Genomic DNA, 25,391 nt, shown 5'->3' with positions numbered 1-25,391 from the left:
AGCTCGCGGGACGTCGTCTTCGCGGAGGTGGATGCGGTGTGGGGTGGATGCCGCCGGCTCTACGCCCTCGCCCTCGCCGCCGGTGCTGAACGACGACTTCTGCCGGACGAGTTCGCACGAGCAGCCTGCTGGGACCCTGTACTACGAGGAGGCAGCGACCCGCGCGGCAACGTTCTGGCACATGGCGATCCGCTCCTACGATGCGAGCCTTCGCGACACAGCTCGCGTTCTGAACACCTGGCGCGCCCGACGTTCCCGTCTCTGCCGGGGCGCGGCACGCCCCCTCGACGTGCCGCGCCCCGCCCCCCGTTTAGGCCTCCGCGACCGGAGGCAGCACCCCCGTCCGCGCCGCCTGGGCATACCACCGTGCGCTCGACTTCGGCGTCCGCTCCAGCGTCGCGTAGTCGACGTACACCGCGCCGAAGCGCTTGCCGTAGCCGTACGCCCACTCGAAGTTGTCCATCAGGGACCACAGGTAGTAGCCGCGTACGTCCGCGCCGTCCGTGATCGCGCGGCGGACCTCCGAGAGGTGGCCGTGCAGATACGCGATGCGCTCCGGGTCATGGACGCGACCCTCGGGGTCGGGCTTGTCGTCGTATGCCGCGCCGTTCTCGGTGATGTACAGGGGCAGGCCCGGTGCCTCCCGCGTGTAGCGCATGATCAGCTCGTGCAGGCCGGTCGGGTCGATGGTCCAGCCCATCTCCGTGCGCTCACCCGGCGACTGATGGAACATCACGTCGTCCGCGCCCGGCCACGGCGAGTGCGCGCTCGCCCCGTGGCCGTCCGCGCGCGGGCCGGTCACCTCCGGGTCCCCCGCCGAGACAAGCGTCGGCGTGTAGTAGTTGAGGCCCAGCGCGTCGAGCGGCTGGTTGATCGCGGCCAGGTCGCCGTCCTGTACGTGCGACCAGTCGGTCACCAGCTCCGTCGCCGCGAACAGCGTCTCCGGGTACGCGCCGTGCAGGATCGGGCCGTGGAAGACACCGTTGGCCAGGTCGTCGATCCGCCGGACCGCCGCCAGGTCCGCCGGATCCTGCGAAAGCGGCCGTACCACCGAGGAGTTGAGGCTGATCGCCACCGAGTTGCGGGCCGGCATCACCGAGCGCAGGGCCGAAGCGCCCAGTCCGTGTGCCAGGTTCAGATGATGGGCGGCGCGCAGCGAGGCCGCCGGTTCCGTACGGCCCGGCGCGTGCACCCCGGAGCCGTAGCCCAGGAAGGCGCTGCACCAGGGCTCGTTCAACGTGATCCACTGCTCCACCCGGTCGCCCAGCGCCTCGCCGACGATCTGCGCGTACTCGGCGAACCGGTACGCGGTGTCACGCTCCGGCCAGCCGCCCGCGTCCTCCAGTTCCTGCGGCAGGTCCCAGTGGTAGAGGGTGACCGCCGGCTTGATGCCATGGGCCAGCAGCTCGTCCACCAGACGGCGGTAGAAGTCCAGGCCCACCTGCACCGCCGGGCCCCGGCCCGTCGGCTGCACCCGTGACCAGGAGATCGAGAAGCGGTACGCGGTCAGGCCGAGCTCGGCCATCAGCGCCACGTCGTCGCGGAAGCGGTGGTAGTGGTCGACAGCGATGTCACCGGTGTCGCCGTCGGCCGTCTTTCCGGGCGTATGACTGAAGGTGTCCCAGATCGAGGGGGTGCGGCCGTCCTCCCGTACCGCCCCCTCGATCTGGTAGGCGGAGGTGGCCGCGCCCCAGAGGAAGGCGGAAGGGAAGGACACCGGCGTGTGGGGCTCAGGCATGGAAGCGCTCCCATTGGGGGTCGTGGAGACCGACAGGTAGGGGGGAAGGGGGAGGAAAAGGGGCCGAGGCGGCGGTGACCCGGCCCCCTGGAGAAGCGGTCAGCCCTTGACCGCGCCCTGCATGATGCCGCCGACGATCTGCTTGCCGAAGATCGCGAAGACCACCAGCAGGGGCAGCGTGCCGAGCAGCGCGCCCGCCATGATCAGGGACTGGTCGGGCGTGTAGCCGCGGCCCAGACCCGCGACCGCGACCTGCACGGTCGGGTTGCCGTTCTGGGTCAGGACCAGGAACGGCCACAGGAAGTCGTTCCACGTCTGCACGAACATCAGCATGCCGAGCACGGCCATCGCGGGGCGTGCCGCCGGGAACACGATGTGCCAGATCACCCGCCAGCTGCTCGCGCCGTCCACCCGGGCCGCCTCGATCAGTTCGTCCGGCAGCGCCTGGATCAGGTACTGCCGCATGAAGAACACGCCGAACGCGCTGACCAGCGAGGGCAGGATCACCGCCTGCAGCTGGTCGGACCAGTCGAGCTTGGCGACCATCATGTACAGCGGGATCACGCTCAGCTGCGGCGGCACCATCATCGTGCCGATCACGATCAGCATCATGGCGTTGCGGCCCTTGAAGCGCAGCTTGGCGAAGGCGAACCCGGCGATCGTGGACAGGATGACGATGGTGATCGCCGAAACCCCCGCCACGAACGTGGTGTTGATGAAAGCCTCGCCCAGGTTGGCGTCGGTCCAGGCGATTTCGAGCTTGTCGAACAGGCCGGAGCCGAACCAGAACGGCGGCGGGTTCTGTGCCAGCCGCTGGTTGTCGCGCGAGGCGGCGATCGCCGTCCACACCAGCGGGAACAGCGAGCCGATGGTGAACAGGGCGAGAATGAGGTACGCGATCGGCCCGGCGTGCAGGGTGCCGCCGGCACGGGCGGCTTTGGAGCGCCGTACGCGCCCCGGCTTCTGTTCCGGCGGGGTCGGCGGGGTCAGTGTCGTCGTCACGGCCGGTTCTCCTAACTACTGGCGCGCAGCCGGCGCGAGATGACGTAGTTGATGATCCCGATGACGATGAGGATCAGGAACATCGTCCAGGCGATCGCGGAGGCGCGGCCCAGGTGCTGGTTGACCCAGCCCTGCTCGTACAGATACAGGCCGAGCGTCTGGAACTGGTGCTGGGCTCCGCCGGAGGCGCCCTTGTTGGCGTCGAACAGCAGTGGTTCGCCGAAGAGTTGGGAGGCGCCGATGGTCGAGACGACCACCGTGAACAGGATCGTCGGCCGCAGCGACGGCAGCGTCACATGGAAGAACTGCTGCCAGCGGTTGGCCCCGTCCAGGGCCGCGGACTCGTACAGGTCCTGCGGGATCGCCTGCATCGCCGCCAGGTAGATCAGGGCGTTGTATCCCGTCCACCGCCAGATGACGATGGTCGACACCGCGATCTGCGAGGCCCACTTGTCGTTCTGCCAGTCGATGTTGTCGATCCCGACGGCCCCCAGCGCCCAGTTGATCATGCCGTAGTCACGGCCGAAGAGCAGGACGAAGACGAGCGAGGCGGCGGCGATCGACGTCGCGTACGGGGCGAGCATCGCGACCCGGTAGAAGGTCGAGGCACGCAGCTTGTAGTTGAGGATGTGCGCCAGGCCCATCGCCATCAGCAGCTGCGGGACCGTCGAGATGATCCCGATGGTCAGCGTGTTCTTCGCCGCGTTCCAGAAGAAGTCGTCGTCGAAGATCCGCGTGTAGTTGCGGAAGCCCACCCAGCTCATGTCGGTGGGCGCGGTCAGCTCCACCTGGTGCAGCGAGGCCCAGCCGGTGTAGATCAGCGGGAACAGGCCGAAGGCGAGAAACAGCAGGAAGAACGGCGAGACGAAGGCGTACGGGCTCCAGCGCATGTCCCGCTGCCAGCGGCGGGACAGCCGGGCGCGGCGGCGCTCGTCGGCGGAGGGCCCCGCGGGCGGGCGGGCCGGGGCCGCGCCCCCCTCCTTGGCGGGGGGCGCGGCAGCGGTTTCGTGCCCAGTGGTCATACGGGTCACTGGTCCAGGTTGTTGTCGATGGTCTTGACGGCGTTGTCCCAGGCTTCCTCGGGAGACTTGCCCTGGGTCACCAGGATGACGCCGTTGTCGGTCAGGCCCTGCTGGATGATCTGGTCCTTCGGGCCGATCGTCTGGACCGGGATGTTCTCGGCGGCCTGGGCGAAGATCGTGCCGATCGGTGCGTCACCGGTCATGTCGTTCTTCGCGCTCTTCACCTCGGTCGAGTCGTACGCGGCCGGGGTGCTCGGGAAGCTGCCCTGTACGCCGAACAGCTTGGCCTGCTGCTCGGGCGCGGTCAGCCAGGCGGCCAGCTTCGCCGCCTCCTCGGTGTTCTTGCCGGACTTGGGCACGGTCAGGAAGGAGCCGCCCCAGTTGCCGGCCTTCGGCGCCTGGGCGATGTCCCACTTGCCGGCCGACTCGGGCTTCGACTTGCCCTTGATGTAGCCGAGCATCCACGGCGGGCAGGACATCGCGGCGAACTTGCTGTTGGCGATCGTCGTGTCCCAGGCCGGCTGGAACTGCGTCTGGTTGCCGATCAGTCCGTCCTCGGCGGCCTGCGCGGTGAGGTCGAAGGCGTCCTTCACGGCCGGGTTCGTCTTGTAGATGACCTTGCCGGAGGAGTCGTAGAACCGCTCCTCCTCACCGCTGAGGATCGCCTGGATCAGTCCGCCGGGGGAGTCCAGGAAGGTGGTGCCCTTGGGCGCCTTGTCCTGGTACTGCTTGCCGACGTCGACGAACTTGTCCCAGCTGCCGGCCCACAGCTTGCCGACCTCCTCACGGTCGGTGGGCAGACCGGCCGCCTTGAACAGGTCCGTGCGGTAGCAGATGGCCATCGGGCCGATGTCGGTGCCGACACCGATGGTCTGGCCGTCCTTGGTGGTGGCCTGCTGCCACTTCCACCCGAGGTAGTCGCTCTTCTTGCCGTACTTCGACAGGTCGAGCAGCTTGTCCGACTGGGTCTCGACGATCTCGGCGATGTTGCCGACCTCGACCATCTGGATGTCCTGGAGGCCGCTGTTGGTGGTGAGGTGGTTGATCAGCGCCGGGTAGTAGTTCTCGTTCCGCTCCACGACGGTCTGCTGGATGTCGATGTCCGGGTGGAGCTTCTCGTACTCCTTGTACAGGCCGGACTCCTCGAAGCCGGCGGTGCCGAAGAGCCCGAGGGTGATCTTGGTCTTGCCTCCGCTGCCGCCCTCCGACGACGAGCCTTCCTCGTCTTTTCCGTCGTCGGCACAGCCGGCCAGCAGCCCGGCGCCCAGCGACGCGACGGCCGCGAGGACCACCACCCTGCGACGGGCGGTTCGGGTACGTGCTCGCATTGCGTCCTCCTGTTGCCCTGACGTGCCGACCCCCCGGCCAACTGCATTGCTGGGCCCGTTGGTTCTCGCTGCGGCTCGGGCGGGGAACGTGCGGGATGTGTATGTGTCAGGTACCGTGGGAGCGCTCCCACAAGTGATGTGTTGAAGAGTCGTCGGTTCCAGCGGGGGTGTCAAGGGAGCGGACAGGGCGAGATGCGTTCAGTTATCGGGCTGTTAACTGGATGCCGAAGCGGGGGGCGGCAGCCCCAGCGAAGGTCACTCCAGCACAGGGGACTGTTACATTCCAGGCCAGGTGATGAACGGCGGCGAAAGGCGGAGCCCATGGTGCGGAGCCGGAGCGGTGGCCGGCCGACCCTGGAGGAGGTCGCCGCGCGCGCCGGTGTGGGCCGCGGCACGGTCTCCCGGGTGATCAACGGCTCGCCCCGGGTCAGCGACGCGACCCGCGCCGCCGTGGAGGCGGCGGTCGCCGAGCTCGGTTACGTCCCGAACACGGCCGCCCGCGCCCTGGCCGCCAACCGCACGGACGCGATCGCCCTCGTCGTCCCCGAGCCGGAGACCCGGTTCTTCGCGGAACCGTACTTCTCGGACATGCTGAAGGGTGTCGGCGCCGAGCTGTCCGACACGGAGATGCAGCTGCTGCTGATCTTCGCCGGCAGCGACCGGGAGCGGCAGCGGCTCGCCCAGTACCTGGCGGCGCACCGGGTGGACGGCGTCCTGCTGGTCTCGGTGCATGCCGACGACCCCCTGCCGGATCTGCTGGCCCAGCTGGAGATCCCGGCGGTGATCAGCGGCCCGAGATCGGCGCAGGAGACGCTGACCTCCGTCGACTCGGACAACTACGGCGGTGCCCGCTCGGCCGTCGAGCATCTGCTGGGCCGGGGCCGCCGCCGCATAGCCCACATCACCGGCCGTCTGGACGTGTACGGCGCCCAGCGGCGTATCGACGGCTACCGCGAGGCGCTGCGTGACGCGGGCCACGCGGTGGACGAGGACCTGATCGAGCCGGGTGACTTCACCGAGGAGGGCGGCCGGCGCGCGATGACCGAGCTGCTGGCCCGCTGCCCCGACCTGGACGCGGTCTTCGCCGCCTCGGACGTCACGGCGGCCGGCGCCCGCCAGGTCCTGCGCGAGGCGGGCCTCCGTACCCCCGAGGACGTCGCCCTCGTCGGCTACGACGACTCCGCCATCGCCCGTCATATGGAACCGCCGCTGACCAGCGTCCGCCAGCCCATAGAGGAGATGGGCCGCAGGATGATCGACCTGTTGCTGACCGAGATCGCGGACCGGCGGCCCGCGGTGTCCCGGGGGCTGGAGCGGCGGCAGGTGGTGCTGGCCACGGAGCTGGTGGAGCGGACGTCGTCGTAGAGCCGGGTGTGCGCCGGGTGAGTCAGGCCCAAGCGCGCGGACGGCCGGTCGGAGCGCGCGCCTGCGGGGGTCGTGCTTAAGATCCGTGCGTGGCACACACCTTCGAAGAACTTGTGGAGATGCAGCGGGCCGCGGACGAGGCGCACACGAAGGTCCTGGAGCTTCGGGACGCCTACGGTCCGCCGACCCAGAAGGGCGGCTGGACCGAGGTCCAGACCGAGACGTACGAGACGGCGTGGCGCGCCTGGCGTGATCTCGACCGCGACCTCGGCGCCACCGTCTCCGAGTATGCGAAGGAAGTGGGGCGGACGCGGCCGGGGATCGAGGCGGAACTCAGGAAGATCCTGCCGGATCCGGAATCGGGCCGGGGAAGGACCGAGGGCTGATCCCTTTTCAGGGATCAGCCCTCGGTCCTCAAGGGTGAGTGACGGGACTCGAACCCGCGGCATCCTGGACCACAACCAGGTGCTCTACCAGCTGAGCTACACCCACCATGACCGGCGGTTCTCGCAGTGGTTTCCCCGACCGGCCGAGAAAAAGTGTACAGGGTCCGCAGGGGTGCTCGCGCCCGGCTTTTCCAGGGCCCTCCGGTGGCGGCGCCTACTGCGCGGGCAGGACGTGCTTCGCGGCGATCGCTCTGGCGGTGTCCGAGTCCGGGCCGGGCTGCGGTACGAAGACGGCCTCCCGGTAGTAGCGCAGTTCCGCGATGGATTCGCGGATGTCGGCGAGGGCGCGGTGGTTGCCGTTCTTCTCCGGGCTGTTGAAGTACGCCCTCGGGTACCAGCGCCGGGCCAGCTCCTTGATGCTGGAGACGTCGACGATCCGGTAGTGGAGGTAGTTCTCCAGGGTCGGCATGTCGCGCAGCAGGAAGCCGCGGTCCGTGCCGACGGAGTTGCCGCACAGCGGGGCCTTGCCGGGTTCCTTGACGTGTTCGCGGACATACGCCAGGACCTGCTCCTCGGCGTCCGCCAGCGTCGTGCCGTTCGGCAGCTCGGCGAGCAGTCCGGACGCGGTGTGCATCTGACGTACCACTTCCGGCATCGTCTCCAGCGCGGAGTCCGGCGGACGGATGACGATGTCGACACCCTCGCCGAGTACGTTCAGCTCGGAGTCGGTGACGAGGGCGGCCACCTCGATGAGCGCGTCGTCGGACAGCGAGAGGCCGGTCATCTCGCAGTCGATCCACACCATGCGATCGTTCATGCGACCACCCTAAAGCCGACGTCCGTTTATGAGGTCCCCGCGTCGGCGCCGGTCTCGCTGGGGGCTGCGGCCGCCAGGTCCCGCTTTCGGCCTGGACGGCCTCGTCTTCGAACGGCCGGCACCGGTTGATTTCTGTCGGCCTGCGCCGAAAAGTGTGGCGGGGTCCACAGGGCGTTGCTGCCCCGTGGACCCCGTTGTTACGTGATCACGTCCCGCTGCGCTGTCCCGGCAGGCTTGCCCGGGCGTAGGCGTCCCGGGCGTGGTCGGGCGACAGGGGCGCCGATGAGCCGACCGCGCTCGCGGCCGTGCGGCGGGTCTGGAGCGGGACCGGGGCCTCCGGGTGCAGGGGCGAGGCCGGAAGGCCCGCCTGGGACGGCGGTCCGGTCATCGGTGGGGGCGGGCCGGCCGGGCCCTCGCTGTCCGACGGGCGGTCGGACTGCGGGCGCCGGGCGCGGTACGCCGCCCGGTACGCGGCCGGGGACGAGCCCAGCTGGCGGCGGAAGTGGCCGCGCAGGGCGACCGGCGAGCGGAAGCCGCAGCGGCCCGCCACCTCGTCCACCGAGTAGTCCGACGTCTCCAGCAGGCGCTGCGCCTGCAGCACTCGCTGGGTGATCAGCCACTGCAGCGGCGCGCTGCCCGTCAGTGAGCGGAACCGGCGGTCGAAGGTGCGCCGGCTCATGTACGCACGCGCGGCCAGCGTCTCCACGTCGAACTGCTCGTGGAGGTGTTCCAGCGCCCAGGCGACGACCTCGGCGAGCGGGTCGGCGCCGATTTCCTCTGGTAAAGACCGATCGAGGTAGCGCTCCTGACCGCCGCTCCGGCGCGGGGGGACCACCAGACGCCGGGCCAGCGCGCCGGCTGCCTCGTTGCCGTGGTCCGTCCGCACGATGTGCAGACACAGGTCGATCCCGGCCGCCGTGCCCGCGGAGGTCAGTACGTCTCCGTCGTCGACGAACAGCTCACGCGGGTCGACGTGCACCGACGGGTAGCGCTTGGCCAGGGTCGGTGCGTACATCCAGTGGGTCGTGGCCGGGCGGCCGTCCAGCAGGCCGGCGGCGGCCAGCACGAACGCGCCGGTGCACAGGCCCACGATGCGGGCACCCTCCTCGTGCGCCCGGCGCAGCGCGTCGAGCGCCTCCTCCGGTGGCGGTGAAGTGATCGAACGCCAGGCCGGCACGACCACCGTGCCCGCCCGGGCGATCGCCTCCAGGCCATGCGGTGCGCTGAGTTCCAGGCCCCCTGTGGTCCGCAGTGGGCCTTCCTCGCCGCCGCACACCAGCAGTCGGTAGCGCGGCACGCCAGCGTCCTGGCGGTCGATCCCGAACACCGACAGCGGTATGGAACTTTCGAAGATGGGGCCGCCGCTGAACAGCAGCACCGCGACGATCTCCTTGCGGCGTCGCCCGGAGAGTTTCCGGACTGCGGCATCGGGCGCGGCGGTGGAGTCGTGGCTCATACTGCTAAGCCCCCCTTGGTGGTCGCGGCTCCTCGGTTGTGTCGCTCCTGCACGTTTCCCCTTGGTCCTGCACGAGTCCCCCGCCGTAGACAGTCAAGATCGAATCTACTGTGTTCCGCCGTGCCGGCGTGGCCGGTTCATCACCGGGCACATTGTCGACTTGGCAACTTGGCGTAAAGCATTCGATCACGAAGCGTTGCACTCCCGGGCCGTGCAGGGAAGTGCGCCTTGTAGCAGTGGCCAATCCACGTAGGGTGCGCGAGCCCCCCGAGACCCTTTCCGTGCAGGTCGAACGGGGGTTGAGGGGTGCTTGAGGTCGGTGATGCACACCCTTGAGAAGTTGGCTGAAAAGATACGGGCGCGTGCGCGGAAACCGGTCAACCGGCCGGAGTATTTCCGCCGGACCGGCGTCCGCCCCGGTGCGCCCCCGGTCCGGTCCGGTGATGCCGGCCCCGCTGGGGCGCGCCCTCCTCGGCGAGCAGCCGGGCGCCGCGCTCGGAGCGGCGCAGCAGAAGCCGGCAGACGGCGGTGACGACCGCGAGACCGAGGGCGGTGCCGGCGGCGCCGGCCAGGGAGGTTCCGTACCAGAGCAGGACCACCGGGACGAGGGCACAGCTGAAGGCGGCCCAGCGGATCAGGTCGGTCACCGGGTCCGGGCCGGGCGGGGTCCCGGGGTGCGCCTCGGGGGGCGTGGGGGGTGCGGACATCGGGCTCCCTGTGGCGATGGTCACGGGGTTCAACGCCTGTTCGACCGGTCGGTCACTCCCGGCTTCGGGCGGGGCCTGATCTGGGTCGTCGCCGGGCGGAAGGCCCACCCTCATGTAATTGAATGCTGTGCAAACCGCCTGTACGGGGCAGCAACCATTGCGTTACGGGCGCCCCCTCGTGCATGCTCCGGGGAACCCGCCGCGGACGTGCGCGGGATCTGGGCTAAGGAGGCGTGCCGCCGTACCCTTGAGGGTATGGGGTCGGGAAGATGATTCCCGGACACAGCTCCGCCGCACACTGTCGTCCCTCCCATATAAGGATCACAACGCCGAGACAGCCATGGCCGGTCACGAATTCTTCGAACCCGCGGACCGCAAGCGGCCGGTTGCCGACCCGACGGCGGCCGATCCCCTGGCGGCGGAAGAGTCACGCCATGCGTGCGACCCCGCCTTCAAGCACGGCGTCGTCGTCGGCTTCGACGGCTCGACCTCCAGCGAGCGGGCCCTCGCGTACGCGATCGGCATGGCCCAGCGCTCCCGTGCGGGCCTGATCATCGTCCATGTGGCCAACCGGCTGCCCACCACCGTGTGGGCCGGCTGCGAGCCGCCCGTGTTCGTGGATGTTCCCGACCACCGGACCGAGGTCCTGGGGCTGGAACTCGCCTGCGCGGACTACCTCGCCGAGGTGCCCTGGATCCTGGTCGAGCGCGGCGGTGACATCTGCCACGAACTCGAGGAGGTCGGGCGGGAGTACGAAGCGGACGCGATCGTCGTCGGCTCCACGCACGGCATCGTCGGGCGCATCTTCGGCTCGGTCGCCGGGCGGCTCGCCAAGCGGGCCAAGCGGCCCGTCGTTGTGATTCCGTAACTCGCCGTTGGTCCAGGTGAGATGCCCGGTGGGCAGGGCGAACCCCCTTTGTGCGCTGGAAAAATCTACTCGCGCGTAGATGTGTTTGTGTCTTTGTGAAGGGCATATACCGGTCACCGCACAACTGCACATGCATGAAGGGAGCCCGCCGTGGACAACGACGTCTCTGCGGGAAGCGGAATCACTACCGTGGTCGGCCGACTCGCCCTGGGTATCACCCTGTTGGCCTTCGGGCTTGGCCACACCGGCGTGATCGACGGTGTGTCGGCTGCTGACGCCGTATCAATCGCCCAGTACGTGGGCGGCATTGCCCTCTTCGTCGCCGGGCTGATGGCCTTCCGTGAGCGGGACTCCGTCAGTGGTACGGCGTTCTCGGTGCTCGGCGCGCTGTGGTTCACGTGGGCCGTATCCGTCGACAACCAGGTATCCGCCAACGCGGCGGGGCTCTTCCTGCTGCTGTTCGCTCTTGTGGCGCTGTCTCTCACCCTCGCGGGTGGGGACCAGCTCGGGCAGGGTGCGTACGGGCTGTTCTTCGTCGCCCTGTTGCTCATGGCGATCGCCGGCTTCGCCGACAGCGACGGTCTGACCAAGGTGGGTGGCTGGTTCGCCGTGGCGGCGGGGGCGGTGGCCTGGTACGCCGCGACTGCGGCACTTGCGCACTGGCCGACGGCTCTTCCGCGACGTGCGGCGGGCCGGGGAGTGACGGCTACCGGTTAGCTGCGCAGGCTGGGGGGTTGGGCGGCTCCCCGGCGAGTAGGGCGGACCCCCCGTGTTTGGTGGCAACACGTGGGGGCCCGTCCTCTTTGTATGGCCTCTGCGGGTGCGTGGGGGCTTGTCGCGCAGTTCCCCGCGCCCCTTTAGGCCAACTACTCGACCGTTACTGACTTGGCGAGGTTCCTGGGCTTGTCGATGTCCCGTCCGAGGGCCAATGCCGTGTGGTACGCCAGGAGCTGGAGCGGGATGCCCATGAGGATCGGGTCCAGTTCGTCCTCGTTCTTCGGGACGACGATCGTCTGGTCGGCCTTCTCCTGTTCCTGGTGGGCCACCGCGAGGATCTTGCCGCTGCGGGCCTTGATCTCCTCCATCGCGGCGCGGTTCTTCTCCAGCAGGTCGTCGTCGGGGACGATCGCGACCGTCGGAAGGGCGGGCTCGATGAGGGCGAGCGGGCCGTGCTTCAGCTCGGAGGCGGGGTAGGCCTCGGCGTGGATGTAGGAGACCTCCTTGAGCTTCAGGGAGGCCTCACGGGCCACGGGGTAGCCACGCACACGGCCGATGAAGAGCATCGAGCGGGCGTCGGCGTACTGCTTGGCCAGCTTCTCGATCTCCTCCTCCTGCTTCATGATCTCGGCGATCTGCTCCGGCAGCCTGCGCAGACCCTCGATGATCCGCTTGCCGTCCCGGACCGAGAGGTCGCGGGTGCGGCCGAGGTGGAGGGCGAGGAGGGCGAAGGCGACCGTGGTGTTCGTGAAGCACTTGGTCGACACCACGCAGACCTCCGGGCCCGCGTGCACGTAGATGCCGCCGTCGGCCTCGCGGGCGATCGCGGAGCCGACCACGTTCACGATGCCCAGCACCCGCGCGCCCTTGCGCTTCAGTTCCTGGACGGCCGCCAGGACGTCGTACGTCTCGCCGGACTGCGAGACGGCGATGTAGAGGGTGTCGGGGTCGACGACCGCGTTGCGGTAGCGGAACTCCGAGGCCGGTTCGGCGTCGGCGGGGATGCGGGCCAGTTCCTCGATCATCTGGGCGCCGATCATGCCCGCGTGGTACGAGGTGCCGCAGCCGAGGATCTTCACGCGGCGGATCCGGCGGGCCTCGCGGGCGTCCAGGTTCAGGCCGCCGAGGTGCACGGTGGAGAAGCGGTCGTCGATACGGCCGCGCAGCACGCGGTCCACGGCGTCGGCCTGCTCGTGGATCTCCTTGTGCATGTAGGTGTCGTGGCCGCCCATGTCGTACGAGGCGGCCTCCCACTCGACGGTGGTCGGCTCGGCGGTGGTGCGGGTGCCCTCGGTGGTGTACGTGCGGAAGTCGTCGGCCTTGAGGGTGGCCATCTCGCCGTCGTCGAGGGTCACTATCTGGCGGGTGTGGGTGACCAGGGCGGCGATGTCCGAGGCGACGAACATCTCCTTCTCGCCGATGCCGAGGACGACCGGGGAGCCGTTGCGGGCGACGACGATCCGGTCGGGGAAGTCGGCGTGCAGGACGGCGATGCCGTACGTGCCCTCGATGAGCCGGAGGGTCTCGCGGACCTTGTCCTCCAGCTTCTCCGCCTGGGAGCGGGCGATGAGGTGGACGAGGACCTCGGTGTCGGTCTCGGAGAGGAACTCGACGCCGTCCGCCTCCAGCTTGCGGCGCAGGTCGGAGGCGTTGTCGATGATGCCGTTGTGGACGACGGCGACCTTGCTCTCGGCGTCGAGGTGCGGGTGGGCGTTGACGTCGGAGGGGGCGCCGTGGGTGGCCCAGCGGGTGTGGGCGATGCCGGTGGTGCCCTTGAAGCGGGCCGGCACCTTGGCCTCCAGGTCCCGGACCCGGCCCTTGGCCTTGACCATCTTCAGGCCGGCCGCCTTCGGGGACGTGACGACGATGCCCGCCGAGTCGTAGCCGCGGTACTCCAGGCGCTGCAGGCCTTCCAGGAGCAGGGGGGCGACGTCACGCTTCCCGATGTATCCGACGATTCCGCACATATGTATACGTATTCCTCAGCCGTAGACGATGCGCCGGAGCTGCCTGAGTGTGAGCTCGGGCGGCGCCACCGCGCGATATTTCAGGTCCGCCTCGATCCGTTCGAAGATCGTCGCGTTCACCAGGCCCTGCGCCTGGAGCTCGCGGTGGCGGCGACGGACGTATTCCTCGGTCGTCTCGTCGAAGTAGGCGAGCACGTCCTGGATCACGCGCAGCGCCTCGCCCCGGCTGAGGGGCGAGGACCGCGTCAGATGATCAACGAGTTCGTCGTGCACCCGGTAGATCCTGGAGTACGGGAGACGGTTTCGCAAGATTCCTGCCCGCTTCCGGGCAGGAGCTGTGTGTGACCCGTGTGTGACCTTCACTGCATCCGTTTCAGGACCGCCTGCTTGGCCAGCGTGAACTCCTCGTCGGTGAGCACCCCCGAACGGTGCAGCTCGCCCAGCTCGCGCAGGCGGCGCAGCAGCGCGTCATGGTCGTCCTCGGTCGCGGGGGCGGCCTGCGCGGGCGGTGCCGCATCCGGAGCGGGGGCGTCCGCGGCGGCCGCGGCCGGATGCGGGAGGCGGGCCTGTACGGCCGCCGCGACCAGGGCCATCAGCGGGTCCTTCTTGAAGCCCCACAGCTCCACGGAGTTGGGGTCGTACTTCGGCGGGGCCTTGGTGGGGGCGTTCTTCACGGTGAAGCGGAGGTAGCCGTTCTCCAGGCCGGCCGCCGGATGCCACTCCACGGCCGCGATGTCGGTGACCGCCAGGACGCGGGTGCCGACGGCCGACTTGGCGTCCTCCGTCTTCCAGTTCCACTCCAGGCGCACCTGCTCGCCGTCGAAGCTCGCGGTGCCGTCGCCGGCGGCAGCCGACAGCGGGACCGCCGGGCCCGGCAGCAGGTACTGGGAGACCGGGTCGGAGGGCACCTGGTCCAGCAGAAGGGCGTTGCGCACCTCCTCCACGACGTACTCGGCGACGCCGTAGCGGTCGGAGTCGACGATCAGCTGGTACGGGTCGTGGGGTTCGGTCAGCCGGCCGCCGGTCGCGTGCAGCAGCGGATCGGCGCCGTCCCGCAGCCGCAGCCGGAGCCGTCCCGTCTTACGGCCGTGCTCGAAGGATATGCCTGCCAACGCCCCCAGAGGTACGACGAGTTCACCCAGTGCCTTGCGCAGCAGACCGACGTTCTTGTCCCGCCCCGGGGTCAGCCGCAGGGCGTCGCCGTCGAAGACCCATGTGCCGTCCTTCTGGATGATTTCCACCATGAGGGGGATTGTTCCACCCGGCTCACGAGAGAGTGGTCCACACCTGTGGGACCTCAGAGAACGCTGACGGGCACCCCGGAGGACCGTACTCCGGGGTGCCCGTCCGTCCGAGGGGCTCAGCGCCCTGCGATGGGGTTCTTCAGGTTGCCGACCAGCTGGAGTGCGCCGGACGGGTCCGCGAGGTCCACCATCTGCTCGTTGTTGCGCAGCTGGAGCCGGTTGAGGCAGGACAGCGCGAACTCGGGGGCGAACATGTCGTACTGCCGGAACTTGTCGGCGAGTTCGGGCATCGACGCCTGGTACTCACGGGTGACGTCGGCGACCGTGCCCCAGAAGTCGTCCTCCTCCAGAATCCCCTCGGTGGCGAGGTTCGCGGCGAGGAAGCGGAAGAAACAGTCGAAGACGTCCGTGAAGATGGACAGGAGTTTCTTGTCCTCGGGGACGTCCACGCGCAGTCGCTCCACCGTCGGCGGCAGTACCGCCTCCCGGTCCATGACCGCGATCTCCTCGGCGATGTCCTTGTAGATCGCGCGCTGGACGGCGCCGTCCTTCAGCACCAGGATGACGTTCTCGCCGTGCGGCATGAAGACCAGGTCGTAGGCGTAGAAGCTGTGCAGCAGCGGGGTGAAGTACGCCCGCAGGTAGCGGCGCAGCCACTCCTGCGGCGCCAGCCCCGACTGCTCGATCAGCGCGCCCGCGAAGGAGGCGCCCTCGTGGTCCAGGTGGAGCAGGGAGGCCATGGTGGCGAGGGACTCGCCCTCCTGGAGCGACGGCACCGGGCTCTCCCGCCACAGTGCGGCCAGCATCTTGCGGTACGGCGAGTAGCGGTCCGTCGCCTTCTCGTACTCCAGGTGCCGGTAGCCGACCGCCGCCCGCTCCCGGATGATCGACAGGCCCGTCGACTTCAGCACCGGGTCGCCCTCGATGAGCTGGGCGAGCCAGTCGTTGATCGCCGGGGTGGCCTCCATGTAGGCGGCGGACAGTCCGCGCATGAAGCCCATGTTGATGACGGACAGGGCCGTCTTCACGTAGTGCTTCTCGGGGTGGGACCTGTTGAAGAAGGTGCGGATGGACTGCTGGGCCAGGTACTCGTCGTCGCCCTCACCGAGGCACACCAGGTATCCGCGCGCCACCTCGGCGGCGAAGGTGACGGTGAGCTTGTTCCACCACTGCCAGGGGTGGACGGGGATGAGGAGATAGTCGGCGGGGTCGAGGCCCTGGTCCGAGAGTGTGTCGCGGAAACGGTTCAGCGTCACATCGCCCAACTCGTCCCGCAGAAAGGACTCGTACTCGATCCCGATGCCGGCCGTGAACGCCGCCCGCGACCGGTGCGCGGCCAGCCACACCAGCCGGACCGGGCTCGCGGTCTCGGGGGCGTACGACAGGTACTCGTGGATCCCGAAGCCGAGCCGCCCGTTGTTGGCGACGAAGCAGGGGTGGCCCTCGGTCATGCCGGTCTCGATGTCCTGGAAGCCGCTTTTCGCGAGCTCGGCGACCGGGACCTGCGGCTTGGTGAGCTTGTAGCAGGTGCCGGAGAGGGTGGAGGAGATCTCCTCCAGGTAGACGGGGAGGATCTCCTTGCTCAGGCCGAGCGCCTGCTTCAGCTCGATGAAGAAGTCCAGTGCGGCCAGCGGGAGTTCGCTGCCGTCGCGGTGCCGGCTGATGGAGTCGGCGTCGACCTGCCAGTGGTCGAGGGCGCGGCGGGTGGCGGTGAAGCGGTACCGCGTCAGCCCGTCGTCGCTGCGGACGACGTACTCGTCGCCGTCCTGCTCGGGGGTGATCAGCCGCTCGTGCGCGAACTCGGCGAGGGCCTTGCGGACCAGCAGGCGGTTGGCCTGCTCCCAGCGCTCGGGGGAGAGGTGGGCCACGGCGTCGGCGAGGCTCATACGGTCACCCCCGTCGCCACCAAGCTGTGTTGAATTTTAAAGAATTGCTCACGGGTGCAGAAGCTCAGCAACGCCTTCTTCTCCGGCTTCTGGATCTCGCGCTCGGCCACGAAGCCGACGGCCTCGTTCAGGGCGTGCACGGCCTTGTTGGAAACGTCCGGTTCGACGACGACGCGTTCCACCGCCGGGTCCTCGAAGAGGTGCGCCATCACGGCGGTGATGACGGCCCGGGTGAACCCGTGGACCGGTGTGTCCGTCGGCGGCACCAGGAAGTGCATGCCGACGTCGCCGGGCCGGGGCTCGTAGAGGCCGACCAGTTCGCGGTGGGCGGGGTCGTACTTCTCCATGAGGAAGGCGGGCTCGCCGTCCTGCAGCCCGAGCAGCGCATGGTGGTGCTCGTCGGCCGCGATCCGCATGTACTCGCGCTCGACGTCCTCCAGTCTGGCGCCCTGCATCATCCAGAAGGCCGCCTTGGGGTGCGTGACCCAGGCGTGCAGGAGCTCCGCGTCCTTCAGCGGGTCGAGGGGGCGGAAAGTGAAGGTCATACGGCGAACTCCTGGAACGCGATGGTCTTCTCGACCGGGTAGTACTCCGAGCCGAGCAGCTCGCGGATGATGTAGCTGTTGCGGTACGCGCCCATGCCCAGGTCGGGGGACGTGATGCTGTGGGTGTGGACGCCGGCGTTCTGGAGGAAGACGCCTCTGCCGGTGACATCGACGGCGTAGTTGCGGGCGACGTCGAAGTTGCCCTGGGAGTCGTAGACGAGCCGGTCGCGGATCGGCGCCAGGAACTCCGGCTCGATGTACTTGTAGCCGGTGGCGAGGACCAGGCCCTGCGAGTCGATCTCGAAGTCCCGCTCCTGCTCCTCCTGACGGAAGCCCAGGGTGTACGTGCCGTTGTCGTACGACGCGCTGTTCAGGGACGAGTTGGTGAGCAGCCGCGTCGGGACCGGGCCGCCGAGGTTCTTCTGGTAGAGCAGGTCGAAGATCTCGTTGATCAGGTCGCCGTCGATGCCCTTGAACAGGCCCTTCTGCTCGGCCGTGAGACGGTAGCGGGTCTTCTCCGGCAGCGCGTGGTAGTAGTCGATGTACTCCGGGGAGGTCATCTCCAGCGTGAGCTTGGTGTACTCGAGGGGGAAGAAGCGCGGGGAGCGCGTCACCCAGTTCAGCTGGTAGCCGTGGACGTCGATCTCGCTGAGCAGGTCGTAGTAGATCTCGGCGGCGGACTGGCCGCTGCCGACCAGCGTGATCGACTCCTTCTGCTGCAACTCCGCCTTGTGCTGCATGTAGCGCGAGTTGTGGAGGAAGTCGCCGCCCAGGTCACGGCAGGCCTCGGGGAGGTACGGCGAGGTGCCGGTGCCGAGGACCAGGTGGCGGGCGCGGTACACGTCGCCGGTCTGTGTCTTCACGACGTACAGGTCGTCCTCGTACGTCACCTCGGTGACCGTCGTGTTGAAGCGGATGCTGCTCGCTCTGTTCGCGGCCCAGCGGCAGTAGTCGTCGTACTCGACACGCAGCGGGTAGAAGTTCTCGCGGATGTAGAACGAGTACAGCCGGCCCTGCTCCTTCAGGTAGTTGAGGAAGGAGTACGGGGATGTCGGATCGGCCAGGGTGACCAGGTCCGACATGAACGGCGTCTGGAGATGGGCGCCGTCGAGGAACATGCCGGCGTGCCACTCGAAGTCGGGCTTCGACTCCAGGAAGACCCCGTCGAGTTCGGCTATGGGCTCGGTGAGGCAGGCGAGGCCGAGGTTGAACGGGCCGAGCCCGATCCCCACGAAGTCGTAGGTCTTGTTCGTGGTGTCAGGAAGCGCGGTCAAGGGATTCTCCCAGGTACTGCTCGGCATGGCCGGCGATCAGATCGAGGACGGCGGCGATGTCGGACGCCTTCGTCTCGGGGTTGAGCAGGGTGAACTTCAGGTAGTGACGGCCGTTCACCTTGGTGCCCGCGACGATGGCCTCGCCGGAGGCGAACAGGGCCTTGCGGGCGTAGAGGTTGGCGCGGTCGATCTCGGCGGGGTCGGTGACGGACGCCGGGATGTAGCGGAAGACCAGGGTGGACAGGGTCGGCTCGACGACGACGTCGTAGCGCGGGTCGGCGGCGAGCAGTTTCCAGCCCTCCTCCGCCAGGTCGCAGACCTCGTCGAAGAGCTGCCCGATGCCGTCGGCGCCCATGACGCGCAGCGTCATCCACAGCTTGAGGGCGTCGAAGCGGCGGGTGGTCTGGAGGGACTTGTCGACCTGGTTGGGGATACGTTCCTGCACCATGCGGCGCGGGTTGAGGTACTCCGCGTGGTAGGTGGCGTGGCGCAGCGTGGCCGCGTCGCGGACCAGGACCGCCGACGAACTCACCGGCTGGAAGAAGGACTTGTGGTAGTCCACGGTGACCGAGTCGGCCCGCTCGATGCCGTCGAGGAGGGCGCGGCGGGTGAGCGAGGTGAGCAGTCCACAGCCGTAGGCGGCGTCGACGTGCATCCAGGCGCCGTACTGGGCGCACAGCTCGGCGATCTCCGGCAGTGGGTCGATGGAGCCGAAGTCGGTGGTGCCGGCGGTGGCGACCACTGCCATGGGGACGAGACCGTCCCTCTTGCAGCGCTCCAGCTCATGGGCGAGCGCGACCGTCTGCATGCGCTTGTCGTGGTCGACGGGGATGGAGACCACGGAGTCCTGGCTCAGGCCGAGCAGTTTCGCCGACTTCTTGACGCTGAAGTGGCTCACCTCGGAGGCGAAGATGCGCAGTTCGGCGAAGGAGTCGGTCTTGGCCTCCTCGCGGGCCAGCAGCAGCGCCTGGAGGTTGGACTGGGTGCCGCCGGAGGTGAACACCCCGTCGGCGGCCGGGCCGAGGCCGATGCGCTCGGCGGTCCAGTCGATGAGCTTGCGTTCGATGAGGGTGCCGCCGGCCGACTGGTCCCAGGTGTCGAGGGAGGAGTTGACGGCGGAGAGGATCGCCTCGCCGAGCACGGCCGGGATGACGACCGGGCAGTTGAGGTGGGCCAGGTAGCGGGGGTGGTGGAAGTAGATCGCGTCCCGGAGGTAGACGTCCTCCAGCTCGTCCAGGACCGCGGCGGTGTCGTGCAGCGGCTTGTCGAGGTCGATCTGCTCGATGCGGGGAGAGAGGGCGTCGACCGTGACGCCGGTGAACGGACGGGTGGTGGTGGCGAGTTTGGCCGCCACCCGCTCGACTCCCTCGGTCACGGAGCGGCGGTACTGCTCCGCGGTCGTGTCATTGAGCAGGTGCGAGCGCATGTGGGGGTCCTCCGGTGGGGACGGTCCGTGCGGGACGGGTGAGAGGCGGGGCCCGCCCGGCTTAACTTAGGTTAGCCTAACCTAAGTATCACTTGCGAAACGTCGGCCCCACCGTGATCACGATCACTCCGAACCGCGGCCTGCGGGGCAGCGGTTACTCGCCCTGCTCGCGCAGCTGCTCCTCGGTCAGCCCCTGCCGCCAGTAGCCCACGAACGTGACCCGACGGCGGTCGATGCCGCGTTCGCCGACGAAGTGCCGGCGCAGCTGCTTCACGCAGGACGACTCGCCCGCGATCCACACGTACGGGTGCTCGGCGGGCGGGAGTTGGGCATCCCTGAGCGCGGCGAGGGCCATGGGGGACCCCTCGCTGCGCGACTCGTCCTGGACGAGCCAGGTGACCTCGGCGTCGGCCTCGGTCCCCAGGTCCTGGATGTCCTCGGCATGGTGCACCTCCAGCCAGACCCGGGCGCGGGTGCCGGCCGGCAGCGACTCGAGGATGGCGGCGGCGGCCGGTACGGCGGTCTCGTCACCCCAGATCACCACCAGGTCGGTGTCCTCCGGCGGCCGGAACCGGATCGCCCGGTTGTCCGCGATCGCCGGGCCGAGCAGCAGGACCCGGTCACCGGCGGCGGCCCGCGCGGCCCACCGGGAGGCGGGACCGGCGGGCACGGCGGCGCCGGCTTCGACACCGTGGAGCACGAAATCGATGTCGATCTCATCGGGGTCGCGGCGCAGCGCCCGGAGCGTGTACGAACGCATCACCGCCCGTACGTCATCGGGCAGCGCGCGCCAGCCCTGCCACCAGTGGTCACCGAGCTCGAGGGGCACCTGCGGCTCGCTCTGCCCCGGGTGGGGCAGGAACAGCGACAGGGACTGATCACACCCGTCGGAGTGGAAGTCCCTCAGGTCGCTCCCGGCGAAGGTGACCCGGACGAGAGACGGCCCGAGCCGCCTCGTCCGTACGACCTGGAGAGAGAAGAAACGGAAGGGGGCGGCTACGGCCGTCGACATCAGGGCTCCTGAGTCGTCGTCAGGGGTCAGCTGACCTTCTTGGCGTTCTCGATGGCCTCGGCGAGGTTGTCGAGCAGCGGAGTGCACTTGTCGTAGGACAGGATCGGCTCGGGGGACCGGGAGATGACCTGGCCGGCCTTGACCGCGGGCAGTGCCTTCCAGGTGCCCTCGGTGATGTCGGCGGGCTGGATGGTCGAGGCGCGGTCGTCCATGATGATGACGTCGGCCGGGTACTTGTTGGCGTTCTCCCAGCTCAGGCTCTCGAACCAGCCGCCGGTGGCCTTCTTCGCCTCCTCCGAGGGCTCCACCAGGTTCACGCCGAGGGCCTTGAAGTACTCCAGGTCGATGGAGTAATTCGAGCCGGAGACGTAGAAGACGTCCTGCGCGGCGGAACCGGCCAGCACCTTGATCTCCGGCCGGGCCTTGGCGGCCTTGCGCAGCCGCTCGGCGGCGGCCTCGAACTGCTTCTTCGCCTCGACGACCTTCGTCGCCTTCAGGTCGGCGCCCAGCGACTCGGCCAGCTCGGCCATGCGCTGCAGCGGCTCGGGCATCTGGCGGTCGTACACCGAGATGGCCACGCTCGGGGCGAGCTTGGCGATCTTGTCCTTGGAGGCCTCCGGGACGTACCAGAGCGTGCCGGCGTCGTCGAACGTGGTGGAGATGAGCACCTCGGGCTGGAAGGCCGCGTACTGCTCGACGTTGAACTGGTCGAACTTGTTGCCGAAGATCGTCAGCTTGCTGACGTCCATGTCGCCCGCCTGGACGTCGGCCTTGCCGTCCAACGTCTTGGTCGGGCCGAAGACGCCCTTGACCTGGATGCCGTAGTCGTAGAGGGCGGCGGCGACACCGGTGAACGCGACGATGTTCGCGGGCACCTTGTCGAGCTTCACCGTGGTGCCTCGGTCGTCCTTGAAGGACCAGGGGCCGGAGGCCTTGGCGGACGCCGTCGAGTCCGAGCCGCCGCTGTTCGTGTCTTCGTCGCCGCAGGCTGCGAGCACGGCGCCGAGGCCGAGGGCACCACCGGCGGCGAGTATGCCGCGGCGGGTGAGGTGGGTGGCACGGGCGTTGGGCATGGGTGTGGCTGCTTTCGAACAGGGCGGAGCGCCGCCGGACAATTCGAAAGGTAGGTTAGCCTAACCTCAGATCTTGTCCAGGGGTGGGCCCCTGGCAATCGAAACCTGTGAGTCCCTCATAGGCTTTGCTGCTTCACGGGGCGAGGCCCAACTTCATTGGAATCAATGGTCGTTGGGATTCAGGCCGCCTTTCCCCTCTCGACCAGGGCCTGGCCCGGCCGGAGCCGTTATTGCCGCAGGGCATCAAGCCGGGCCGTCCGCCGGTGTGGACGCGGCAGTTGATGGACGGCCATACGGTGTGACCGGTGAGCCCGCGCCCGCCGGGTGTCTGGCAGTCATGTCGGGTCCCCCTTGCGTGCTTCACGTGAGTTCGGTCTTTCCCGGGCTCAGCAGCCCGCTCACGCTCGGACCTTTTCTGTGCGAAGTGCGACATCGTGCCGAGCCGGAGGGAGAGTCCGTCGCGGCAGTTGGTCGGGGCACGACTGCTTGTCACGGCGTGTTTGGGCGTCACGGCGGTCCTGCCTGGATGAGTCGCTCGAAGAGCTCATGACGCACTGTGAGGAGTATCGGCAGGCGGCAGCCCAACACCTGCTCCGGGCGCTGTGGCACCCATGGCAGACGCGGTTGCGGATGCGCGCGCACCTTCGCACGTTGCGCCAGGACGTCGACGCGCTCCATCGCAGACAAGAAGCGGCGATGTCCGTCCTGGCTCAGCCGGAGTACAGCGCTGCCCTCGCCGAGCGACTCGGTCGCCTTTCGGATCAAGACCCATAACGCAGCAACAATGGGTGAAGATCCGGTGGGCTATGGCCGCTCGGGCAGGCCACCGTGGCGGCCGAGATCGTGGCCGACGCACCCGGTGTCGACGCGATCGCGACGGCCGTCGGCGGCGGTGGTCTTGCCGCCGGTACCGCACTTGCGAGTGCCGGGCGCCGTGTCGTCGCCGTCGAACCGGAGCGCTGCCGCTGCCTGCACGACGCGCTCGTCGCGGGAGAGCCGGTGGACTCGGCCGTGGACTCCGTCGCCGCCTCCGCGACCGGTGCGAGCCGGGTCGGAGTGGTCCCCTTCGGTGTGCTGGCCGCGCACGACGTGTCGTCCGTGCTGGTCGGCGATGAGGAGATCCTTGAGGCGCGCGACCGGCTGTGGGAGGAGTGCCGGATCGCGGTCGAACCGGCTGCGGCCGTCCCGTTCGCCGCGTGGCTGGCCGGCCGGGTTCCCGGAGACCTGCCATGCCTGGTCCTCTGCGGCGCGAACGCCGACTGGACCGCCGAGTGAGGGGACGTTCACGCACCGGGGACGTACGGGTGGGTGGCGCACCCGGCCGGCGCCTTGGCTGCGTTACGGCGCTTGCGGCTACGCCTCCCCGAACAGCTCTTCCGCACTGGCGGCGGTGAGCGCCCGGTCGAACCAGGCGCCGAGGGTGTCCAGGTCGGTGCAGCTGGTGATGCGCTCCCGGGCGGCTTCGGGGATGTCGATGCCGCGGAGCTGGAGGATACGGAGGATGTCCTCGGCGCGGCCCTCGGCGCGGCCTTCGGCGATGCCCTCGGCGCGGCCCTCGGCGATGCCCTTGGCCTTGCCCTCGGCGATGCCCTTGTTGATGGATTCCTCGATGATTGTGCCGCGGCCCGGGAAGCGGGGGGTGTACGTGGCCAACAGGTGCCTCCAGAATGCGCGGGTCTGGGCGTCGCCCAGGCCGATCTCGGTGTATTCCGCCCAGTTCTGCGCGGTCTCGCCACCGGTGTTGGCGAGCGCCGTTGCCAGCGCGTCAAGTATCGCAGGGAGGGCGGGGTCCTTGGCGTGGGTGAGGGCGGAGAAGACGGAGAGGGGGAGGTCGTGCGCCGCCACGTCCGGGTCGGTGATTGCCGGGAGGTTGTCCGGGCCCAGGACCAGCGGGAAGACCGCCATGCTGGTGCAGGTGGGCAGGCCGATCCGGATCGGTTCCGCGGCCCAGGACGCGGTGGCCTTGTCCTGACACATGACCAGGAGGATCGGTGGCAGTTCGTACTTGGCGTAGAGGTGTGCCAAGTAGTACGTCCAGCTGTTGAGCTTGTCCGGGTCCTTCCTGCCCTGGGACTCCACGGCGAGCAGATAGCTTCCGGTGTCCGCGGTGTCGAACCGGAACAGGGTGTCCACACGGCGTTCCAGCGGCTTGATCTCCGTGAGATCGGTGTCCAGACGCTGGATCGCCATGGGTTCCGGGAAGGCGATGCCGGCCTTCGGGAGGGCCCGGGCGAGCAGGCCCGGGTCCTCCCTGAAGATCTGGTGCAACGCCTCGTGTGCTGAGCTGACCATGTGACGGAACGTAGTGGGACGCGTGCGTTCCGGCGGGTGAACGGAGCGGGTTCAGCCGTATGGGTGACTTTGCCTGTGGCCTATGCCGAGACCGCTGGGTGTTCAGCCCGCCAGCCCCAACTCCCGCGCGATCAGCATCCGCTGCACCTCGCTCGTCCCCTCCCCGATCTCCAGGATCTTGGAGTCGCGCCACATACGGGCCACGGGGTACTCGTTCATGAAGCCGTAGCCGCCGTGGATCTGGGTGGCGTCGCGGGCGTTGTCGACGGCGATCGTGGAGGAGTAGAGCTTCGCCAGGGCCGCCTCCTTCTTGCAGGGTTCGCCGGACACCAGGCGGGACGCCGCGTCGCGCCAGGCCAGGCGGGCCGTGTGGGCCTTCATCTCCATGTCGGCGATCTTGAACTGGATGGCCTGGTTGGCGCCGATCGGGCGGCCGAAGGCATGACGTTCCTTCGCGTAGGTCACCGACTCGTCCACACAGCCCTGCGCCAGGCCGGTGGCGAGGGCCGCGATGGCGATCCGGCCCTCGTCGAGGATGCGCAGGAACTGGGCGTAGCCGCGGCCCGGTTCGCCCAGCAGGTTCGCCGCGGGCACCCGGACGTCGGAGAAGGAGAGCTCCCGGGTGTCCGAGGCGTTCCAGCCGACCTTCGAGTAGGGGGCCGCGACCGTGAAGCCAGGGGTGCCGGACGGGACGATGATCGCCGAGATCTGCGGTCTGCCGTCGGCGTCCCGGCCCGTCACGGCCGTCACCGTCACCAGACCCGTGATGTCCGTACCCGAGTTGGTGATGAAGCACTTGGTGCCGTTGATCACCCACTCGTTCGTCGACTCGTCCAGCCGGGCCGTCGTACGGGTCGCGCTCGCATCCGAGCCGCCGTCGGGCTCCGTCAGGCCGAAGGCGCCCAGGATCTCGCCCGTGCACAGGCGGGGGAGCCACTGCCGCTTCTGCTCCTCGGTGCCGTAACGGAAGATCGGCATCGCGCCCAGCGAGACGCCTGCCTCCAGGGTGATGGCCACCGACGAGTCGACGCGGGCCAGTTCCTCCAGCGCGACACCCAGGGCGAGGTAGTCGCCGCCCATGCCGCCGTACTCCTCCGGGAACGGCAGCCCGAACAGGCCCATGCGGGCCATCTCGCGGACGATCCCGTACGGGAACTCGTGCCGCTCGTAGTAGTCGCCGATCTTGGGGGCGACCACATCGTGTGCGAACTCCTCGACGGTACGGCGGAGTTCTTCCAGCTCGGGGGAGAGTCGGTGGTCCATGGT

At 68.8% G+C, this 25,391-nt stretch carries 22 protein-coding genes, 1 tRNA gene and 1 pseudogene; 5 read left to right on the top strand and 19 right to left on the bottom strand.

The window, feature by feature from the left end; translation table 11 throughout:
* Window positions 1–310: 310 nt before the first annotated feature.
* The 4 genes from ACFV7R_RS08115 to ACFV7R_RS08100 all read right to left on the bottom strand — a co-directional run bounded on the left by ACFV7R_RS08115 (window position 311) and on the right by ACFV7R_RS08100 (window position 5,090).
* Window positions 311–1,738 (bottom strand): GH1 family beta-glucosidase, encoded by a 1,428-nt coding sequence (locus ACFV7R_RS08115; RefSeq protein ID WP_385261241.1) that lies wholly within the window; start codon window positions 1,736–1,738, stop codon window positions 311–313.
* A gap of 99 nt (window positions 1,739–1,837) precedes the next feature.
* Window positions 1,838–2,740: a carbohydrate ABC transporter permease gene (locus ACFV7R_RS08110; protein ID WP_385261238.1), complete on the bottom strand. Its 903-nt coding sequence runs from the start codon at window positions 2,738–2,740 to the stop codon at window positions 1,838–1,840.
* 11 nt (window positions 2,741–2,751) lie between these two features.
* Window positions 2,752–3,762, bottom strand: coding sequence for a carbohydrate ABC transporter permease (locus tag ACFV7R_RS08105; RefSeq protein WP_385261235.1), 1,011 nt, complete (start codon window positions 3,760–3,762; stop codon window positions 2,752–2,754).
* A 5-nt stretch (window positions 3,763–3,767) separates the two neighbouring features.
* Complete coding sequence (locus ACFV7R_RS08100) at window positions 3,768–5,090, bottom strand: extracellular solute-binding protein (RefSeq protein ID WP_385261233.1); 1,323 nt, start codon at window positions 5,088–5,090, stop codon at window positions 3,768–3,770.
* 321 nt (window positions 5,091–5,411) lie between these two features.
* Here ACFV7R_RS08100 and ACFV7R_RS08095 point away from each other — a divergent pair, with 321 nt between their 5' ends.
* Both ACFV7R_RS08095 and ACFV7R_RS08090 read left to right on the top strand, forming a co-directional pair.
* On the top strand, window positions 5,412–6,455 hold the full coding sequence (locus ACFV7R_RS08095) for a LacI family DNA-binding transcriptional regulator (RefSeq protein WP_385261231.1): 1,044 nt from the start codon (window positions 5,412–5,414) through the stop codon (window positions 6,453–6,455).
* A gap of 89 nt (window positions 6,456–6,544) precedes the next feature.
* Window positions 6,545–6,841 carry a hypothetical protein gene (locus ACFV7R_RS08090; protein ID WP_385261229.1) on the top strand — a complete coding sequence of 99 codons (297 nt, stop codon included), beginning with the start codon at window positions 6,545–6,547 and terminating at the stop codon, window positions 6,839–6,841.
* Between the two features lie 33 nt (window positions 6,842–6,874).
* On the opposite strand, the gene ACFV7R_RS08085 is transcribed toward ACFV7R_RS08090, so the two are convergent.
* The 4 genes from ACFV7R_RS08085 to ACFV7R_RS08070 form a co-directional block, all read right to left on the bottom strand.
* Window positions 6,875–6,947 (bottom strand) — tRNA-His (locus ACFV7R_RS08085).
* Window positions 6,948–7,055: 108 nt separating this feature from the next.
* Window positions 7,056–7,658, bottom strand: a complete 603-nt coding sequence (orn, locus tag ACFV7R_RS08080) for an oligoribonuclease (protein WP_385261227.1) — start codon at window positions 7,656–7,658, stop codon at window positions 7,056–7,058.
* A 205-nt stretch (window positions 7,659–7,863) separates the two neighbouring features.
* The gene (locus tag ACFV7R_RS08075) at window positions 7,864–9,114 is read right to left on the bottom strand and encodes a helix-turn-helix domain-containing protein (protein WP_385261225.1); all 1,251 of its coding nucleotides are present in this window, start codon (window positions 9,112–9,114) and stop codon (window positions 7,864–7,866) included.
* A 377-nt stretch (window positions 9,115–9,491) separates the two neighbouring features.
* Window positions 9,492–9,821 (bottom strand): hypothetical protein, encoded by a 330-nt coding sequence (locus ACFV7R_RS08070; protein ID WP_385261222.1) that lies wholly within the window; start codon window positions 9,819–9,821, stop codon window positions 9,492–9,494.
* Window positions 9,822–10,161: 340 nt separating this feature from the next.
* On the opposite strand from ACFV7R_RS08070, the gene ACFV7R_RS08065 reads away from it, so the two are divergent.
* On the top strand, window positions 10,162–10,689 hold the full coding sequence (locus tag ACFV7R_RS08065) for a universal stress protein (protein WP_129802469.1): 528 nt from the start codon (window positions 10,162–10,164) through the stop codon (window positions 10,687–10,689).
* A 150-nt stretch (window positions 10,690–10,839) separates the two neighbouring features.
* Complete coding sequence (locus tag ACFV7R_RS08060; protein ID WP_385261219.1) at window positions 10,840–11,406, top strand: GPR1/FUN34/YaaH family transporter; 567 nt, start codon at window positions 10,840–10,842, stop codon at window positions 11,404–11,406.
* A 149-nt stretch (window positions 11,407–11,555) separates the two neighbouring features.
* Here the strand turns inward: ACFV7R_RS08060 and glmS are convergent, their stop codons facing one another.
* The 9 genes from glmS to ACFV7R_RS08015 form a co-directional block, all read right to left on the bottom strand.
* Window positions 11,556–13,373 carry a glutamine--fructose-6-phosphate transaminase (isomerizing) gene (glmS, locus tag ACFV7R_RS08055; RefSeq protein WP_129802471.1) on the bottom strand — a complete coding sequence of 606 codons (1,818 nt, stop codon included), beginning with the start codon at window positions 13,371–13,373 and terminating at the stop codon, window positions 11,556–11,558.
* 15 nt (window positions 13,374–13,388) lie between these two features.
* Window positions 13,389–13,646: a hypothetical protein gene (locus tag ACFV7R_RS08050; RefSeq protein ID WP_129802545.1), complete on the bottom strand. Its 258-nt coding sequence runs from the start codon at window positions 13,644–13,646 to the stop codon at window positions 13,389–13,391.
* 86 nt (window positions 13,647–13,732) lie between these two features.
* Window positions 13,733–14,617 (bottom strand): DUF4429 domain-containing protein, encoded by an 885-nt coding sequence (locus ACFV7R_RS08045; RefSeq protein ID WP_385261216.1) that lies wholly within the window; start codon window positions 14,615–14,617, stop codon window positions 13,733–13,735.
* Between the two features lie 116 nt (window positions 14,618–14,733).
* Entirely contained in the window at window positions 14,734–16,503 is a 1,770-nt protein-coding gene (locus ACFV7R_RS08040; RefSeq protein WP_385261214.1) for an IucA/IucC family protein, read from the bottom strand.
* Window positions 16,500–17,048, bottom strand: a complete 549-nt coding sequence (locus ACFV7R_RS08035) for a GNAT family N-acetyltransferase (RefSeq protein WP_385261211.1) — start codon at window positions 17,046–17,048, stop codon at window positions 16,500–16,502. The genes ACFV7R_RS08040 and ACFV7R_RS08035 overlap by 4 nt, the downstream gene beginning before the upstream one ends.
* Entirely contained in the window at window positions 17,045–18,349 is a 1,305-nt protein-coding gene (locus ACFV7R_RS08030) for a lysine N(6)-hydroxylase/L-ornithine N(5)-oxygenase family protein (RefSeq protein ID WP_385261209.1), read from the bottom strand. The genes ACFV7R_RS08035 and ACFV7R_RS08030 overlap by 4 nt, the downstream gene beginning before the upstream one ends.
* On the bottom strand, window positions 18,306–19,748 hold the full coding sequence (gene desA, locus ACFV7R_RS08025) for a lysine decarboxylase DesA (RefSeq protein WP_385261206.1): 1,443 nt from the start codon (window positions 19,746–19,748) through the stop codon (window positions 18,306–18,308). The genes ACFV7R_RS08030 and desA overlap by 44 nt, the downstream gene beginning before the upstream one ends.
* Before the next feature lie 154 nt (window positions 19,749–19,902).
* Window positions 19,903–20,760, bottom strand: coding sequence for a siderophore-interacting protein (locus ACFV7R_RS08020; protein WP_385261203.1), 858 nt, complete (start codon window positions 20,758–20,760; stop codon window positions 19,903–19,905).
* A 26-nt stretch (window positions 20,761–20,786) separates the two neighbouring features.
* Entirely contained in the window at window positions 20,787–21,833 is a 1,047-nt protein-coding gene (locus ACFV7R_RS08015; protein ID WP_385261201.1) for an ABC transporter substrate-binding protein, read from the bottom strand.
* Window positions 21,834–22,658: 825 nt separating this feature from the next.
* Here ACFV7R_RS08015 and ACFV7R_RS08010 point away from each other — a divergent pair.
* Window positions 22,659–23,108, top strand: a pseudogene (locus tag ACFV7R_RS08010) (pyridoxal-phosphate dependent enzyme); the annotation flags it as partial.
* 78 nt (window positions 23,109–23,186) lie between these two features.
* Here the strand turns inward: ACFV7R_RS08010 and ACFV7R_RS08005 are convergent.
* Together ACFV7R_RS08005 and ACFV7R_RS08000 are read right to left on the bottom strand one after the other, a co-directional pair.
* Window positions 23,187–24,125: a hypothetical protein gene (locus tag ACFV7R_RS08005; protein ID WP_385261198.1), complete on the bottom strand. Its 939-nt coding sequence runs from the start codon at window positions 24,123–24,125 to the stop codon at window positions 23,187–23,189.
* Between the two features lie 102 nt (window positions 24,126–24,227).
* Window positions 24,228–25,388, bottom strand: coding sequence for an acyl-CoA dehydrogenase family protein (locus ACFV7R_RS08000; protein WP_385261197.1), 1,161 nt, complete (start codon window positions 25,386–25,388; stop codon window positions 24,228–24,230).
* Between the last annotated feature and the right edge of the window lie 3 nt (window positions 25,389–25,391).

The organism is Streptomyces sp. NPDC059866, assembly GCF_042731325.1.
In the GTDB taxonomy this organism is placed as follows: Bacteria; Actinomycetota; Actinomycetes; order Streptomycetales; family Streptomycetaceae; genus Streptomyces; species Streptomyces flavusporus.
This window is presented reverse-complemented; position numbering and strand designations above follow the sequence as displayed.